Here is a 17,644-nt window from a genome sequence, read left to right as displayed (position 1 = left end):
GGAGTTCTCTGCTGAACACCGCGTTACGTAAGCCGTTGTGCCGTGTCAGTGGAGGCGCATTATAGGGCGTTCTTTCTGGGTGACAAGCATTAATTATAAAAAAATGACTGAGCGATTCATTTTTAAACGAACGGGGTAAAAAGCGACACATCCTGCGTAAATAACGCACGGAAATCACCACATATCGGTTGAAAGAGGCGTATTGTGCATTTCTGCCAATGCTATTCTTTTTTATATTCTTTGCCGAAGACATTACGAAGGACGCTCAATGATTAAATCCGCGCGCAGTATGGCCGGTCTGCCATGGATTGCCGCTATGGCCTTCTTTATGCAGTCACTGGATGCCACGATACTCAATACCGCGCTGCCCGCGATCGCTACCAGCCTTGAACGTTCCCCGCTAGCCATGCAGTCCGCCGTTATCAGCTACACCTTAACTGTTGCCATGCTTATTCCGGTTAGTGGATGGCTTGCAGACCGCTTTGGCACACGCAAGATCTTTATTATTGCCGTTTCGCTGTTTACGCTGGGTTCACTTGCCTGTGCCTTATCGCCCTCCTTATCAATACTGGTCACATCGCGCGTTATTCAGGGCGTGGGTGGCGCGATGATGATGCCCGTCGCGCGGCTGGCACTTCTGCGTGCCTATCCCCGTAGTGAACTCTTACCTATTCTCAACTTTGTCACCATGCCGGGATTAGTCGGACCGATACTGGGGCCGTTGCTGGGGGGAATCATGGTGACCTATGCCACCTGGCACTGGATCTTCCTGATAAACATTCCGATAGGTCTGCTCGGCATCGTCTATGCACGTAAATTCATGCCTGACTTCACGACACCAAAGCGCCGCTTCGACTTTCTGGGATTTTTATTGTTCGGCATTGGATTAGTGATGATCTCTACCGGCATAGAGCTGTTTGGTGAGCGTATTGTCTCACCCTGGCTTGCGGCAGGCGTTCTGACTGGCGGCGTTGTCTTGTTGCTCCTCTATATAGCCCATGCCCGGCGTCATCCCTCGCCGTTGATCAATCTGCCCATGTTTAAAACACGCACATTCTCGGTAGGCATCATTGGTAACATCGCTTCGCGGCTGGGCACTGGTTGCGTGCCGTTTTTGATGCCGCTGATGCTTCAGGTAGGATTTGGCTATTCTGCGATTCTGGCTGGCTGCATGATGGCCCCCACAGCCATTGGCTCCATTCTGGCTAAACAAAGCGTGACGCAATTACTGCGCTGGTTTGGCTATCGCCGCCTGTTAGTCAGTATTACGATGATCATTGGCGTGATGATCGCCAGCTTCTCGCTGCAGTCACCTTCTGAGGATATTGCGTTCTTATTAATTCCACTCTTTCTGTTAGGTATGGCGATGTCCACCCAGTTTACGGCAATGAACACCATTACCCTGGCTGATTTGGATGACGACAATGCCAGTGGCGGCAACAGTGTACTCGCGGTGACACAGCAGCTCGCGATCAGCTTTGGGGTGGCCGTGAGTGCAGCTGTCCTGCGCTTTTATCAGGAATTTGATAGCACGACAGTAGAACAGTTCCATTCTACCTTTCTGACGATGGGCATCGTCACCGTCCTGTCAGCGCTGACGTTTACGATGCTGCGCAATGGCGACGGACGCAACCTGATTAAAAATCGCGATAAAAAGAAGAAAGCTTAAACCGATCCCCGCGGAACCAGTTCCGGCGTCAGTACCAGCGTCTGCTGGCTGACGTCGGGATTACTCAGACGATAAATCAACGTATCAATAGCCAGTTCACCCAGCTCATCTTTCGGTTGATGAATGGTGCTCAGCGGCGGCGACATATAGCGCGCCAGTTCCACGTCATCATATCCCATCACCGCCATATCCTGCGGAATCTGCAAGCCGGCCTGATGTAGTGCATGGTAAACCCCAACCGCCATCGCGTCGTTGCTGGTAAAAACGGCATGCGGTGGGGTATCCAGCGCCAACAGTTCGAACATGGCGTTATAACCGCCCGCAAACTCAAAGTCACCGCTCACGACATAGTCTGGCGGGACCTCCAGACCGTTTTTCTGCATTGCCTGATGAAAACCTTCAAGGCGCATGCGCGCCGGGGTTTTATCAAGCGGCCCGGAAATACAGGCGATTCGCGAATATCCGCTGTCAATCAGATGCTGTGTCGCCAGTTCACCCCCCAACAGCGCGTTATCCTGAATGATATCGCCCCGCCCTTCGAAAGGCGCCCAGTCCATCATCACCATAGGAATAGAAGGATAACGATTCAGGATTTCCGCCGACGGTAAATGGCTTTCCGTGCACATAATCAGCAAACCATCGACCCGCTTTTGCAGCAAGGTTTCCAGGCTACGATTCATACGGTCTTCGTCCCCGGCGGTATTGCACAGAATCAGGCTGTATCCACGCTCATAACAGCTGTCTTCAACACCACGTACCACTTCGGCATAAAAGGGGTTACTGCTGGCGGTCAGTAGCATGCCGATCGTATGGGTTTGGTTAAGCTTGAGGCTACGAGCCAGTGCCGACGGCGCATAGTTCAGATCGCGAATCGCCTGTTCGATTTTTTCACGCACCCCATCGCTCACAAAACGATTCTTGTTGATGACGTGTGAAACCGTTGAGGTGGAGACGCCCGCCAGCCGGGCGACATCTTTCATCGTAGCCAAGCGCTTAACCCTGTTGCTGTAAAAAGTCGTCGATCTCGGCACGCCAGGGTACAGAGGGCTGTGCTCCCGAACGGGTTACCGCAATTGCCGCAGCAGCGTGCGCAAAGCGAACGGCATCCAGCATGGCCTTGCCTTCAAGACGTGCTGTGATAAACGCGCCGTTAAACGTATCACCCGCCGCAATCGTATCTACGGCTTTCACGTCAAAGCCCGCAACACGTTGCCCCTGGCCCTTTTCACTCAGCCAGACGCCACGGCGTCCCAGGGTGATCAAGACAGTGGGGATGCCTTTATTATGTAACGCAGCCGCCGCACGCGCAGCGTCCTCATCATTTCTGACGGCGATTCCTGTCAGGATTTCAGCCTCAGTCTCGTTTGGCGTAATCACGTCAACCAGCGCTAACAGACTGTCCGGCAGAGCCGTTGCTGGCGCAGGATTCAAAATGACCTGCGTCTGATGCTGCCGGGCAAGGGTTGCCGCCGCTACCACGCTGTCCAGTGGCGATTCAAGCTGCATCAGTAATGCGTCAGCCCCGGCGATAACCTGCTGGTGACGCGCGACGTAGGCTGGCGTTAACGCGGCATTAGCACCGGAATAGATGCCTATATTATTTTCGCCTTCACCATTGACGAAGATCATCGCAACGCCCGTCGATTCACCCTCAATGACCTCTACCGGCTGGGTATCAATCTTATCCTGCGCGAGTTGCTGACAGACACGTTCACCAATGTCATCGGCACCGACACAAGCAATAAAGGCAATATCCGCGCCCGCACGGCCGGCCGCAACCGCCTGATTGGCGCCTTTACCACCAAACGCAATCTGATATTTCTGCCCGATCACCGTTTCGCCGGGGCGGGGAAAGTGTGCCAGATTAAGGATATGGTCAGCATTGATGCTGCCGAGAACGGCCAGTTTTGCGTGTTTGCTCATTGGGAGAGTCCGAAATAAGTGCGCCACCGATGGGTGGCGCAGTGCCCTGCTTTTCTTTGATTTATTTAGTAACCAGTTTCAAATCAACTGGATAAACTGCCTGCACTTTTTCGCCTTTCAGCACTTTATCAGCAGTCTGAACGCCGATCATGCCAATTTTCTCTGGCATCTGAGCAACGGTCGCCGCCAGCTTACCGCCTTCAACGGCTTTCACACCATCTGGCGTGCCGTCAAAGCCCACCACCAGCACATCGGTCTTGCCAGCAGTCTGCAGTGCACGCAGGGCACCCAGTGCCATTTCGTCGTTCTGGGCAAATACCGCCTGCACATCTGGATGCGCCTGCAACAGGTTCTGCATCACGTTCAGGCCCTTAGTACGGTCAAAGTCAGCAGGCTGGCTGGCCAGAACCTTGAACTTGTGTGCATCAACGGCTTTCTGGAAGCCTTCGCCACGTTCACGGGCTGCTGAAGTTCCCGCGATCCCTTCTAATTCGATGATTTTCGCGCCATCACCCAGTTTACGGGCAATAAAGTCACCTGCCATTTTTCCGCCGAAGCGGTTATCAGATGCAACATGGCTTACCACGGTACCCTGAGCCGCCACGCGATCCAGCGTGATAACAGGGATTTTTGCCTGGTTAGCCAGCTTGATGGCATTGCCTACAGAGTCAGAATCGGTTGGGTTGATCAGCAGTGCTTTGGTGCCGCGAACCGTCAGATCCTGCACGTTAGCCAGTTCTTTCGCAGGGTTGTTCTGTGAATCCAGCACGACCAGGTTGTAACCCAGTTTGTCCGCTTCTTTTTGCGCGCCGTCTTTCAGGGACACAAAGAACGGGTTATTCAGCGTAGAGATAACAAGGGCAATGGTATCTTTCGCCATTGCGCTGGCGCTGAGGGTTGCGCCAAGAATGACAGCGAGTGCAGTTAACTTTTTCATCATTTTATCCTGTATAAGAGTCTGAGTTATTTGCTGCTTTTATTATCCACCAGCACCGCCAGCAGAATAACGACTGCTTTGACGATCATCTGGTAGTAGGAAGATACACCCATCAGATTTAATCCATTGTTTAAAAAGCCAAGGATTAATGCGCCAATTAAGGTGCCAACGACGCGGCCTTTACCGCCTGCCAGACTCGTTCCGCCCAGTACGACAGCCGCGATAGCGTCCAGTTCATAGCCTGTACCCGCTGTTGGCTGGGCAGAAGACAGACGCGCCACTTCAATCGATCCCGCCAGCGCGGCCAGCATGCCAGACAGTGAGTAAACAATAACTTTCACACGGTTAACGTTGATGCCGGAGAGACGCGTGGCCGCCTCATTACCGCCCAACGCATAAATATAGCGACCCAGGCGCGTGTGATGCAGCATGTACCAGGCGGCGACAAACACCAGCGCCATCAGCCAGACCGGGGTTGGAATACCCAGCGGACGACCAATACCAATCCAGCCAAACAGATCGGCATTATCGTTAAAACCGGTATTGACCGGACTGCCGTTGGTATAAACCATGGTGACGCCGCGCAGCAGTAACATCATGACCAGCGTAGCGATAAACGCCTGCACCTTGCCCCGCGCCACGATGGTTCCCGTGACCGCACCAATCGCCGCGCCCAGCACCAGGGAGGCTGCAACGGCAACAAAGGCATTCACCTCCATGCCTACCAGCGAGGCGGCCACCGCGCCCGTCAGCGCCAGCAGCGAGCCGACGGAAAGATCGATGCCGGACGTTAAAATGACCAGGGTCATTCCCACAGCCATGATGGCATTGACCGATGTCTGCTGAAGAATGTTGAACAGGTTGGCCACAGTAAAGAAATTCGGGCTCTGGCTCGCCACCACAGCAATCAACACAATCAGCGCAATCAGCGATTTTTGCTCAAGTAGCCAGGCTTTGCTGAACCAGCGACGGTTAGATGGAACGGTTTGGGTGGTCATACAACTAAATCCTCACTGTGTTGCTTACCGACGGCTGCTGCCATCAGGCTTTCCTGGGTAGCTTCTTCACGGCTAAATTCGCCGCTTAAACGGCCTTCATGCATCACGACAATACGGTCACTCATGCCCAGCACCTCTGGCATTTCTGACGACACCAGGATGATGCTCAGCCCTTCAGCTTTGAACTGATTAATCAGCTGATAGATCTCTTTTTTAGCCCCGACGTCCACGCCGCGCGTCGGTTCGTCAAGAATCAACACGTTAGGGCGCGTCATCAATCCACGGGCTATCGCCACCTTCTGCTGATTCCCGCCCGATAACAGGCCAATCGGCTGCTCCATCGACGGCGTTTTCACGTTAAATAAGCGAATGAAATCTTTTACAGCGAGCTGCTCTTCCGCATGGCGCAGTCTGCCAGCCGGGTGACTGAAATAGCGTAAGGCGGTAAGCGACATGTTTTCTTTGACTGACATGCCTAACACCAGGCCATCGCGCTTGCGATCTTCGGAGATATAAACGATGCCGTTAGCCAGGCCATCCTGAGGAGAACGGATCACGACTTCACGTCCACTCAGCCAGACCTGCCCCCCGGTACGGGGCAAGGCACCATACAAAATTTTCATTAACTCTGTCCGGCCTGCGCCCATCAGGCCCGATACGCCGAGAATTTCGCCTTTACGTAAGGTGAAGCTGACGTCATCCACGCCAGGGCCGCTGAGGTTCTGAACCTTAAGACGAATTTCGCCGGGCGCCTCATCCAGATGGGGATACTGATCTTCTAATTTGCGTCCCACCATCATTTCGATCAGGCTCTCTTCGCTCATCTCGGCGACCGGACGCTCTGCAATAAATTGCCCGTCACGGAAGACCGTCACGTCATCACAAATCTCAAAAATTTCTTTCATGCGATGAGAGATATAAACGATGCCGCATCCTTGCGCCTTCAGTTCATTGATCACCCGGAACAAGGACAATGTTTCGGTATCCGTCAGCGCATCCGTGGGCTCATCCATAATGATGACTTTCGATTCAAAGCTCAGAACCTTGGCAATTTCGACCATTTGTTGATCGCCGATGGATAAATCGCCCACCAGCTTGTGACTGCTAAAACGCAGATTCAGGCGTTTCAGGAGCGCATCCGCCTCGGCATACATCCGCTTCCAGTTAATGCGACCAAAGCCATTAACGAATTCACGCCCAAGAAAGATGTTTTCTGCCACAGTCAACTGCGGAATCAGGTTGAGCTCCTGATGGATAATGCCGATACCGGCTTCCTGCGAGGCTTTAGGTCCACTGAAGGTGGTTTCTTCGCCCAGCCACTGCAGTGATCCGGCATCACGGGTATAAATCCCGGTCAGCACCTTCATCATGGTGGACTTGCCGGCGCCATTCTCACCGACTAATGCCATAACGCGCCCTGCCCAGACGGACAGCGACGCGCCATTTAATGCTTTCACGCCCGGAAACGCTTTTTCGATGCCTTTGAGCTGCAGTAACGGTTGCATAACGGCCTCAGAAGGTCACACCGGCACTCAGGATGACATTCGCATACGGAGAGCACTCTCCGCTGCGAATGACCGCCTGGCTACGTTGTGTTTGTTGTTTAAACTGTTCATGACTGATGTAGCGGATGGTAATGCGATTTCCCTGGTGCTGTTGCAATGCGTCGAGCACGGCGATCAGTTCGCTATGGAGCTGCGGATTGTGTTGCTTAATTTCTTCCGCGATAAAGGCGCTTTCCACCTGCATCTCATGCGTTACCGCTTCCACCACCTGCATGAAGCCTGGCGTACCCGGTATCAGTGCCAGATCGATACGCTGCGTTTCTGCCGGAATGGGCAACCCCGCATCAGCGATCGTCAACGTATCTGTATGGCCCAGGCGGGCGATAACGTAAGAGAGTTCAGCGTTTAACAGGCGACCTTTTTTCATTTTTCCACTCCAGAGCGAAACGTTTCGCTTTCTGGAGTGTATAAAAAGAAGGTTACAATTCAACCACTGGAGAAGAAATTTGTGATCGCTATCGAAACGTTTCGATATTGCCGGAGGGAATTTGAGTTAGGGACTGTTATGAAAGGAAAACCGGACCGTCAATACGGTCCGGTCACGGGAGATTAAGGGAGCTTCTTAACCTGTTTCACATCCAGTTCAATGCTGTTGAAATCTTTATCCAGTTCACCTGTCAGCTCAACCCGATCTTTCGGCGAAACAGTGACGCCATTCCAGCGTTTATGGTCGATCTCGACCGTCATTGTGCCGCTTTCATCGCGGAACAAATAATCTTCGTTACCCGTTTGTTTTTCAAGCTGGCCCCTTACGGTAATCCAGCTGTCATCTTTCATCGCTTCAGCCTGCTTCACCGTCACGACGCTGGTGTGATCGGCGTGAAAACCACCCTGCTGCGTGTGTGCTGCCGGTGCAGGCGCATTCGGGTCAACAAAACCGCCTTGTTGTGCCGCCAGTACAGGCGCAGACGCTAACAGTGTTACAGCGATAAGTGCAGCATACTTTTTCATTTCGTCACCTCTTGTCTGTGAATCCGTTCTTTCAGTGAAAGCAGTAAACCACACAGTTCTTAACAGGATCTTAAGGGGAAAATATCCTCTTTTTTTAGCCAGACTCGCTGTACAACCGCCATTTCGCTTCGTATAAATCGCTTATTAAAAGGGAGAAACGATGCGCATTTTACTGATTGAGGACGATCGCCTGATCGGCGACGGCATTAAGGCTGGACTCAGCAAGCTGGGGTTTAGCGTCGACTGGTTTGTCTCAGGCGAGGCCGGATTTCAGGCCCTGAATGCAGCCCCGTGGGATGCGGTTGTGCTTGATCTGTCCCTGCCGGAGCGTGACGGGCTGGACATTCTGCGCCAGTGGCGTCAGCAGGGCTACGATGTCCCGGTACTCATTCTGACGGCGCGCGATGCACTCGACCAACGGGTTGAAGGATTACAGATGGGCGCGGACGATTATCTGTGCAAACCCTTTGCGCTGACCGAAGTCGCCGCGCGTTTACAGGCACTGATTCGACGACGCCACGGGCAACTGCAACCCGAACTGCGTCACGGCGATGTCGTATTGATCCCCGGTAACCTCAGCGTGGTACAAAACGGGGCCAGCGTTGAACTAAAAAGCCGCGAGATGGCGCTGCTGGAACTGTTTATGCGTAACCCGGGGCGCGTGCTGACGCGCAGCCAGTTAGAAGAAAAACTTTACACCTGGGATACCGAGGTTTCGAGTAATGCGGTTGAGGTGCATATTCATCATCTGCGCAGGAAATTAGGCCAACGCTTTATTCGCACGATCCACGGCGTGGGCTATACGCTGGGGGAAAGCGAATGCGATCGATGAGCTTATTCCTGCGTCTGGGCATTGGCCTGATGTTGATACTCGGCATCTGCTGGGGAGCGGCCACGCTGAGCGCTCGCTACCAGACGCGCGAAACGATCAATGAGCTGTTTGATACGCAGCAACTGTTACTTGCAAAGCGCCTGCTGACACTGAATTTCACCTCAGTGAACGAAACCTCGCTTCCCAGGAGTAAAAAAATACTGCCCCATAACCGGGGCGAACAGGATGATGATGCGCTGGCCTTTGCCGTCTTTACGCGTGATGGAAAACCGGTCCTCAACGATGGCGATAACGGCAAAGATCTTCTCTTTAATGCCGATCATCAGGGCTTTCTGAATGGTCAGCTCAGGGACGATGACGATCCCTGGCGGTTAGTCTGGCTGACCACGCCCGATCAACGCTACCGCGTAGTGGTGGGTCAGGAATGGGAATACCGGGATGACATGGCCAACGATATCGTGAAGACCAGCACGCTGCCCTGGCTGATTTCACTCCCCTTTATGCTGCTGATGTTAACGGGCCTGGTCTGGTATGAACTCCGCCCGCTAAAAAAGCTCAGCCAGCAACTGGCTCAACGCGCACCTGATGATGATGCGCCTTTACAGGCTGACCGCGTGCCGAAAGAGGTGCGCCCGGTCATTGACGCGCTGAATGGGCTGTTTGGTCGAATTCATACGATGGTGCAGCGGGAACGCCGCTTCACGTCCGATGCGGCACACGAATTACGCAGTCCGCTGGCGGCCCTGCAGGTACAAAGCGAGGTCATCCAACTGGCCGCCGATGACGAGGCAATGCGCACGCATGCACTTCAGCAGTTGGATGCGGGCATTGTCCGGGCGACACGTCTGGTGGATCAGTTACTGACGCTGTCGCGTATTGAAGCAGAGGATGTCCGTAACGCGTTCCAGCCTGTCATGGTGAAGAAAGTGGCGCAGGAAACCCTGGCCTCACAGCTGCCGCTGGCAGAGAAAAGTAATATCCGGTTGCGCTTCAATGCTGAAGCCGATCCGGTCATTTCGGGACATCCCTTGCTGCTGTCTTTGCTGATAAGGAATCTGCTTGATAACGCCATTCGTTATACACCGCCAGGCAGCAACGTAGATCTGATTCTTCAGTCAGGAAGATTGCGAGTGGAAGATAACGGCAACCGTTTATCACCCGACGCGCTACAACGACTGGGTGAGCGTTTCTGGCGTCCGCCAGGGCAGGAGAAAAGCGGCAGTGGATTAGGTTTATCCATTGTGCGCAATATTGCCCAGTTACATGGCATGACGCTGCACTTCAGTCAGCTTCCGGAAGGCGGGCTGTGCGTCAGCCTGAGCTGGTAAAAAAAAAGCGCCTGACAGGCAGGCGCACGCTGTTAAATCTCGACCTGGGTACCCAGTTCAATCACCCGGTTGGGCGGAATCTCAAACTGGTCTGGCGCACGTAGCGCATTGCGCTGTAGCGTCATGAACAGCTTGCCGCGCAGTCGCAGATACCATGGCCGTTTGCCGATGATCAGCGACTCATGAGACATAAAGAATGAGGTCTCCATCATGCGGCAGTTCAGTCCCTCCAGCCCACAACGATGGAAAATCTCCTCTACGTTTGGCGTTTCACGCCAGCCGTAACTGGCTACCACACGCCAGAAGGTCGGCGACAACTGTTCGATAGTCACGCGTCTGACGTTATGCACATAGGGCGCGTCTTCTGTGCGCAGTGTTAATAACACCACGCGTTCGTGCAGCACCTTATTGTGCTTGAGGTTATGCAGCATGGCAAAAGGGATCACATTTAGTGCGCGTGACATATAAACCGCCGTTCCGGGCACGCGCACAGGCGGCGATTTTTCCAGAGAAGCAATCATTGCCTCCAGAGAGTTGCCGTGTTCATGCATACGACGCAGCAAACGGAAGCGTTCACTCTTCCATGTCGTCATCACGATAAACATCATCAATGCCAGAGTCAGCGGCAGCCAGCCACCGGAAAAAATCTTGATCAGGTTGGCCGAGAACAGGGATACGTCAATGCACAGCATGGCAATCAAAATCAGTCCAACCAGATAGCGATTCCAGTGCCAGTTCATTATCGCGACGGTCGCGCAAAGCACAGAGGTCAGCACCATTGTGCCCGTGACCGCAATCCCGTATGCCGCAGCGAGATTACTCGAATGCTCAAAACCAATAATCACAATCACCACAGAGAAATAGAGCAGCCAGTTAATGATTGGGATATAGATCTGGCCTGACTCTTTTTCTGAGGTATGAACAATGCGCATGGGCGGCAGATAGCCGAGACGCACGGCCTGGCGGGTTAACGAGAATACGCCGGAAATAACCGCCTGCGAGGCGATGACGGTGGCTAACGTTGCCAGAATCAACATGGGGACAAGCGCCCAGTCGGGTGCCAGCAGGAAAAACGGGTTTTTGATCGCTTCCGGGTGTTTCAGCAACAGCGCGCCCTGACCAAAATAGTTGAGCACCAGCGACGGCAGCACCACCACAAACCACGCCAGGCGAATAGGAAACTTACCGAAGTGCCCCATGTCTGCATACAGCGCTTCAACGCCCGTAATCGCCAGCACAACGGCGCCAAGCGCAAAGAAGGACACCGATTTATATTCCACAAAGAAGTGCAGCGCCCAGTAAGGATTCAACGCCTGGAGTACCTCAGGATTGTTGGCAATGCTTCGTGCGCCCAGTATTGCCAGCACGATAAACCACAGCAGCATGACCGGCGCAAACAGTTTACCGACAATCCCTGTACCGTGTTTCTGGATAATAAACAGCAGCGTAAGCACGGTGATCGCCAGCGGAACAATATAGCTGTCCAGGTTGGGCGCGGCGATTTCCAGCCCTTCAATCGCTGACAGCACGGAGACGGCTGGCGTAATCACCACTTCGCCATAGAAGAAGCTGCCGCCAATCAGTCCCATAATTACCAGCGTTGCCGTTATGCGCCCGCCCGTATGTCGGCCCGCCAACGACATCAGCGTCAGAATACCGCCTTCTCCGGCATTATCAGCACGCATAACGTAGCTGATGTATTTCAACGAGACCACCAGCACCAGCAGCCAGAAAATCAGCGAAAGAAAGCCAAAGACGGCATCCCGTTCAACGCCAAAACCAAACTGTCCCGAAAGACATTCGCGTAAGGTATAAAGCGGGCTGGTACCGATATCGCCATAGACGACCCCAATAGCCGCCAGCGTTAATCCGCCTAGTGAGTGCTTATTATCAGAGCTCATAAAATGATCTTTTGTTAGATTCTGAGAGGCGCTCAAGCCATCAAAAAGCGCACAGTATGCACGTATTCACGAAAATTTATACTCCGCCGTCAGGGTTACAGGCGGTCATCCCCTGATTTCTTGCGTTCTTATTAACATTAAAAGCCGCGCTATCGAACCTTCTGAAACAAAAAAGCTGACATCGATTAACGCTTTCGCGCATCATACCCTATAGAGTATTGCGTTCGCTAAAACGCTGCGGCTCGACGATCGTAAGGACATAGATGTGATTATGGCTCAACCCCATCTTTTGGCAGAAAGAATTTCTCGTCTCAGCAATGCGTTAGAAAAAGGTTTGTATGAGCGACATCATGCCATTCGCCTTTGTTTGCTGGCCGCACTTAGCGGCGAAAGCGTTTTTTTACTTGGCCCGCCAGGTATTGCAAAAAGCCTGATTGCCCGCCGACTGAAATGCGCCTTTCAACATGCCCGTGCCTTTGAATATTTGATGACCCGCTTCTCCACACCGGAAGAAGTCTTTGGTCCCCTTTCCATCCAGGCATTGAAAGATGAAGGCCGTTATCAGAGGCTGACCAAAGGTTATTTACCGGACGCTGAAATCGTTTTTCTGGATGAGATCTGGAAAGCCGGCCCGGCCATCCTGAATACGCTGCTCACCGCCATCAACGAACGCCGCTTTCGTAATGGCGATAGCGAAGAAAAAATTCCGATGCGCCTGCTGGTCACCGCCTCGAATGAGTTACCGGAAGCCGACAGCGGACTGGAAGCCCTGTATGACCGTATGTTGATCCGCCTGTGGCTGGACAACGTGCATGAAAAACAAAACTTCCGCAGCATGCTGACCCACCAGCAGGATGAAAATGACAATCCGGTAGCCGAGTCGCTGCGCATCAGTGACGAAGAATATGTGCAATGGCAGCAAGGCATCAGTCAGGTTGCGTTGCCGGATAATGTCTTTGAACTGATATACCAGCTACGTCAGCACCTGGAGAAGCTACCAGAGGCACCCTACATTTCCGATCGCCGCTGGAAAAAAGCCATTCACCTGTTGCAGGCCAGCGCTTTTTACAGTGGCCGCAATGCGATAGCGCCCCTCGATCTGATCCTGCTTAAGGACTGCCTGTGGCACGACGTCGCATCGATGAAAATTCTGGACAGTGAAATCGATCAGTTGATGACGCAGCACGCCTGGCAACAGCAAACGATCCTGCTGAAACTCCAGCAGCTCAAAGCGCGTCGGCTGGCGTTGCAACAGCAGCAAAGCGTCGCTGCTGCAATTACGCTGGAAAAACACAGCGGTATGTTTAGCCGTAAACCCCATTACGATTTGCCCGAAAGCTTTACCGAGGCACAGTTAACCCTGATGTTGCAGAAACCCCTTGTGCTGCACGACATGCAGGTGACGCATTTGGTGATCGAGCGCGAAGCGCTGGATCACTGGCTGCAAAAAGGTGGTGATGTGCGCGGTAAATTAAATGGCATCGGTTTTGCGCAGACGCTGGATTTGCTGGTGGATGCGCAGCACTGCCTGGCGATACGCGACGTCAGTTTGCAAACCGCCAGGCTGACATTGCCGGGTGCCAGCAGCGCCGATGCCTTGCCGCAGGAAATCAGCGACGCGCTGGATGAACTTGACGGCCAGTTGCGTCAACAGCGTCACCTTTTCAGCCAGCAGCAACGTTGCCTGTTTATCAGCGATGACTGGCTGGCACGCGTCGAAACCAGCCTGCAGGATGTGGCGGAACAGCTCAAACAGGCGCGTAAATGATCTCACTGGAGACGCTGAGTACATTGCTGTCAATCGGCGAAACGGACCTGATTGAAGAGCTTATTCTGGCCTTACTCGCGTCTCCACAGCTGGCGCTTTTCTTTGAAAAATTCCCCGGTATGAAGAAGGCGCTGCTACGTGACGTCCCTCGCTGGAAAGCCGAGATTGACGCCGAACTCAAAGCCACGCCCGTTCCCGACATGCTGGCGGAAGAATTTCAGCTGTTTCAGCGTATTCAGTTACTCAGCGATCGTGAATTTAGCCAGCAGCTTGATGAAACGCTTGCTCACCTCGAACGCCTGACATCCCCTTTCTTAGAGGAAGCTCGACGGCTGCTGCTGCATAACGATCCCGGTAATCTCAGCACCGCACAACATACCTTATTCCTGCAACGCTGGCGGCTCAGCCTCACACTGCAAACGCTCACGCTGAATGAACAACTCCTTGAGCAGCAGCGTGAACGTCTGATGGCAGAGTTGCAGCAACGTATGGCACTGAGCGGGCAGCTGGCGCCGGTACTGGCGGATGATGACGAAGCCGCAGCCGGACGCTTGTGGGATATGGGCAAAGCCCCGCTCCAGCACGGCGATTACCAGTTGATGCTGCAATATGGGGATTTTCTTGCGCAGCAGCCTGAATTAATGAAGCTGGCTCAGCAACTGGGCCGCAGCCGGGAAGCAAAGTCGGTGCCTTCACAGGATGCCCCGCTGGAAACATTCCATCATCTGGTACGCGAACCGGATGCCGTGCCGGAAGAAGTCAGCGGCATTCATCAGAGCGATGATGTGCTGCGTTTATTACCGCCTGAGCTTGCGGCATTAAGCGTCAGTGAACTGGAACTTGAGTTTTACCGCCGCCTGGTAGAGAAGCGATTACTTACTTACAAACTTCAGGGTGACGCCTGGCACGAAAAGATCACTCAGCGTCCGGTCAGCCACCAGCAGCATGAAGAACAGCCACGTGGCCCCTTTATCGTTTGTGTCGATACGTCCGGCTCGATGGGCGGTTTCAATGAGCGATGTGCAAAAGCCTTTTGCCTAGCCCTTCTCAAGATTGCGCTGGCCGATCGGCGGCGCTGTTACATCATGTTATTCGCGCATGACGTAATTGGTTACGAATTAACGGGCGATGACGGACTGGAGCAGGCCATTCGTTTTCTCAGCCAGCGTTTTCGCGGTGGCACCGACCTGGCAGCCTGCCTTTCCGCCGTCATTGCCCGCATGGAAGGGCCGCAATGGCAGGATGCGGATGCCGTCATCGTGTCTGATTTTATCGCGCAACGCCTGCCAGATGAGGTTGTGCGCAGCGTTAAACATCGCCAGCAACAGCAGCAGCAACGCTTTCACGCTGTCGCCATGTCTGCGCACGGAAAACCCGGCATCATGCGTATCTTTGACCATATCTGGCGTTTTGATACCGGCATAAAAAGCCGTTTATTGCGTCACTGGCGCCGTTAAGCCCTACGGCAGAAATTCCATTTTGCTTTATAGTAAATATCTGCAATTACTTATTCAGCAATCTGGAGTGTCCTGTGAACGCTGTTCAACACCATCATGATTTGCCAGCCCCAACCCGAACACCGCTGCTCTCTGGCCAAAACGTCGAACAAAAACGTGCCGAGCTCCTGGCTTATTTCAACCAGACCTGGGCGCTGTACGAGGATCTGTTTACCTGCCTCAACGATCAACGCGCCTGGTTTACAAAAGCGATACCGCTGCGTCATCCGCTGATCTTCTATTTCGGCCACACCGCCACCTTTTATATAAACAAGCTCATGGCAGGCCGCTACATCGACTCACGTATTGACGATCGCATCGAAGCGATGCTGGCAATAGGCGTCGATGAAATGAGCTGGGATGATCTTAATGACAGTCACTATGACTGGCCTTCAGTGGAAGCTGTACGCGATTATCGCGGCAGTGTGAAAGCACTGGTGACGCAGTTTATTGAAACGATGCCGCTGGAATTGCCTGTTAGCTGGGACAGTCCGGCCTGGGTTATTTTGATGGGCATTGAGCATGAACGTATTCATCTTGAAACATCCAGCGTACTGATTCGGCAGTTACCGGTTGAATGGGTAAAACCGCAACCACAATGGCCGGTCTGCAGCGAAGCGCGTCACGATCGCCAGTCCGTCCCGACAAACAGTCTGGTTTCTCAGCCAGGCGGACTGATTACGCTGGGTAAAACCGATGACACCTACGGCTGGGACAATGAATACGGCACGCAGCAGACAGAGCTGAAACCGTTTAAAGCCAGCAAAATGCTGGTCAGTAATGCCGAGTTTTATACCTTTATCGAAGCGGGCGGTTACCAGAACGATCGCTGGTGGGATGAAGAAGGGCTGGGCTGGCGTAAGTTTGCCAGGGCGACAATGCCGACCTTCTGGGTCGGCAACGCCGCGATGCCCGATCAGCTAAAACTGCGTTTGATGTGCGAAGAAGTGGCAATGCCATGGGACTGGCCTGCTGAGGTGAATCAGTTGGAAGCGGCCGCGTTTTGCCGCTGGAAAGCCGAGGAAACCAGAAAATCTGTGCAGTTGCCTTGCGAAGCAGAATGGTACCAGTTGCGTGAACAGGTTGAAGGCGACCAGCCAGACTGGGATCAGGCGCCGGGCAACATAAACCTGGCCTACTGGGCTTCATCCTGTCCTGTTGATCGCTTCCCACAGGGTGAGTTCTTTGACATCGTGGGGAACGTCTGGCAGTGGACGACTACGCCAACCAATGGCTTTGAGGGCTTCAAAGTTCATCCCCTTTACGATGATTTCTCGACACCTACCTTTGATGGTAAGCATTCACTTATTAAAGGTGGCAGTTGGATATCGACTGGCAATGAAGCCATTAAATCGTCACGTTATGCCTTCCGTCGCCACTTTTTCCAGCATGCCGGCTTCCGCTATGTCGTTTCTTCCCATCAGGAAACCATGGCGCTGAACCCTTATGAAACCGACAGCATGGTTTCACAATATCTCGATTTCCAATACGGCCCACGGTATTTCGGCGTTGATAACTATGCAGAAGCGCTGGTCACACTGGCGCTGCCGCACTGTAAGAACCGCGGAGAGGCACTGGATATCGGCTGCGCGACGGGCCGCGCGAGCTTTGAGCTGGCTCGTCACTTTGCGCATGTGACCGGCATGGATTACTCGGCACGCTTTATTGATGTCGCGTTACAGCTGACCACGGGTGAGGATTTCCGTTATGTCGTGCCGGAAGAAGGCGAGTTGGTTGAGTATCGTCAGGTAAGGCTTAAGGACTTTTCTGTTACCAGCGAACAGGCAAAGCGTATTCAGTTTATCCAGGGTGATGCCTGTAATATGAAACCCCAGCCTACACGTTACGATCTGGTCCTGGCATCAAATCTGATTGATCGCCTGCGCCAGCCGGCCCGGTTCCTTCATGATGTCACCCCCATGATCCGCTCGGGTGGCCTTCTGGTTCTGTCATCGCCATACACCTGGCTTGAAGAGTTTACGCCGAAGGAAAACTGGTTGGGCGGGGTAAGGGAAAATGGCGAAGCGCTGACGACCTTACAGGCGCTACAACGCCTGCTGGCGGCAGACTTTGAGCAAATCGGTTCGCCACAGGACGTGCCGTTTGTGATTCGTGAAACCGCCCGTAAGTTCCAGCACACGCTTGCCCAGGTCACGCTCTGGCGTAAGCGTTAACCCGTGTGCAGCGGCACGTGCCGCTGTCCGTTGGTTGCCAGGGCCGTTATTTTGCTGCACATTCTCCTCAGTTCATTGAAGAAAAACGATAACGAGGATGAC

The 17,644-nt window shown here is 53.4% G+C and carries 14 protein-coding genes; 6 read left to right on the top strand and 8 right to left on the bottom strand.

From position 1 onward, the window contains the following. The first annotated feature begins 268 nt into the window (after positions 1–268). Positions 269–1,669, top strand: coding sequence for a multidrug transporter subunit MdtD (mdtD, locus tag RAC65_RS14985; protein WP_006121179.1), 1,401 nt, complete (start codon positions 269–271; stop codon positions 1,667–1,669). Here the strand turns inward: mdtD and rbsR are convergent. The 7 genes from rbsR to RAC65_RS14950 all read right to left on the bottom strand — a co-directional run bounded on the left by rbsR (position 1,666) and on the right by RAC65_RS14950 (position 8,043). Next, positions 1,666–2,649 (bottom strand): ribose operon transcriptional repressor RbsR, encoded by a 984-nt coding sequence (gene rbsR / locus RAC65_RS14980; protein WP_033737206.1) that lies wholly within the window; start codon positions 2,647–2,649, stop codon positions 1,666–1,668. The two genes, mdtD and rbsR, sit on opposite strands and share 4 nt — an antisense overlap. A 13-nt stretch (positions 2,650–2,662) precedes the next feature. After that, positions 2,663–3,592: a ribokinase gene (gene rbsK / locus RAC65_RS14975; RefSeq protein WP_006121181.1), complete on the bottom strand. Its 930-nt coding sequence runs from the start codon at positions 3,590–3,592 to the stop codon at positions 2,663–2,665. 61 nt (positions 3,593–3,653) lie between these two features. Beyond that, positions 3,654–4,529, bottom strand: coding sequence for a ribose ABC transporter substrate-binding protein RbsB (gene rbsB / locus RAC65_RS14970; RefSeq protein ID WP_033737208.1), 876 nt, complete (start codon positions 4,527–4,529; stop codon positions 3,654–3,656). A 26-nt stretch (positions 4,530–4,555) separates the two neighbouring features. Next, positions 4,556–5,527, bottom strand: coding sequence for a ribose ABC transporter permease (gene rbsC / locus RAC65_RS14965; RefSeq protein WP_006121183.1), 972 nt, complete (start codon positions 5,525–5,527; stop codon positions 4,556–4,558). Beyond that, positions 5,524–7,032 (bottom strand): ribose ABC transporter ATP-binding protein RbsA, encoded by a 1,509-nt coding sequence (rbsA, locus tag RAC65_RS14960; protein WP_033737209.1) that lies wholly within the window; start codon positions 7,030–7,032, stop codon positions 5,524–5,526. Before rbsA ends, rbsC begins: the two co-directional genes overlap by 4 nt. Positions 7,033–7,039: 7 nt before the next feature. Further along, positions 7,040–7,459, bottom strand: a complete 420-nt coding sequence (gene rbsD / locus RAC65_RS14955) for a D-ribose pyranase (protein ID WP_006121185.1) — start codon at positions 7,457–7,459, stop codon at positions 7,040–7,042. Between the two features lie 182 nt (positions 7,460–7,641). Continuing rightward, positions 7,642–8,043, bottom strand: a complete 402-nt coding sequence (locus RAC65_RS14950; RefSeq protein ID WP_006121186.1) for a YgiW/YdeI family stress tolerance OB fold protein — start codon at positions 8,041–8,043, stop codon at positions 7,642–7,644. 160 nt (positions 8,044–8,203) lie between these two features. Here RAC65_RS14950 and qseB point away from each other — a divergent pair, with 160 nt between their 5' ends. Further along, positions 8,204–8,875, top strand: a complete 672-nt coding sequence (gene qseB, locus RAC65_RS14945) for a quorum sensing response regulator transcription factor QseB (RefSeq protein WP_006121187.1) — start codon at positions 8,204–8,206, stop codon at positions 8,873–8,875. Further along, the gene (gene qseC / locus RAC65_RS14940) at positions 8,863–10,203 is read left to right on the top strand and encodes a quorum sensing histidine kinase QseC (protein WP_375096843.1); all 1,341 of its coding nucleotides are present in this window, start codon (positions 8,863–8,865) and stop codon (positions 10,201–10,203) included. Before qseB ends, qseC begins: the two co-directional genes overlap by 13 nt. A 32-nt stretch (positions 10,204–10,235) precedes the next feature. Here qseC and kup read toward each other — a convergent pair whose 3' ends face one another. Further along, positions 10,236–12,104, bottom strand: coding sequence for a low affinity potassium transporter Kup (gene kup, locus RAC65_RS14935; RefSeq protein ID WP_006121188.1), 1,869 nt, complete (start codon positions 12,102–12,104; stop codon positions 10,236–10,238). Positions 12,105–12,375: 271 nt separating this feature from the next. On the opposite strand from kup, the gene ravA reads away from it, so the two are divergent. The 3 genes from ravA (at position 12,376) to ovoA (ending at position 17,542) form a co-directional block, all read left to right on the top strand. Continuing rightward, a complete protein-coding gene (gene ravA, locus RAC65_RS14930) occupies positions 12,376–13,872 on the top strand; it encodes an ATPase RavA (RefSeq protein WP_033737396.1) in 1,497 nt (498 codons plus the stop codon). Further along, positions 13,869–15,329: an ATPase RavA stimulator ViaA gene (gene viaA, locus RAC65_RS14925; protein ID WP_033737214.1), complete on the top strand. Its 1,461-nt coding sequence runs from the start codon at positions 13,869–13,871 to the stop codon at positions 15,327–15,329. Before ravA ends, viaA begins: the two co-directional genes overlap by 4 nt. Positions 15,330–15,403: 74 nt before the next feature. Then, positions 15,404–17,542 carry a 5-histidylcysteine sulfoxide synthase gene (ovoA, locus tag RAC65_RS14920; RefSeq protein ID WP_375096842.1) on the top strand — a complete coding sequence of 713 codons (2,139 nt, stop codon included), beginning with the start codon at positions 15,404–15,406 and terminating at the stop codon, positions 17,540–17,542. Positions 17,543–17,644 lie beyond the last annotated feature (102 nt).

The sequence above is a fragment of the Pantoea sp. BS_8 genome (assembly GCF_041954965.1).
Taxonomy (GTDB): Bacteria; Pseudomonadota; Gammaproteobacteria; order Enterobacterales; family Enterobacteriaceae; genus Pantoea; species Pantoea stewartii.
The sequence above is the reverse complement of the archived record's forward strand: the minus strand, read 5'-3'. Positions and strand labels throughout refer to the sequence as shown.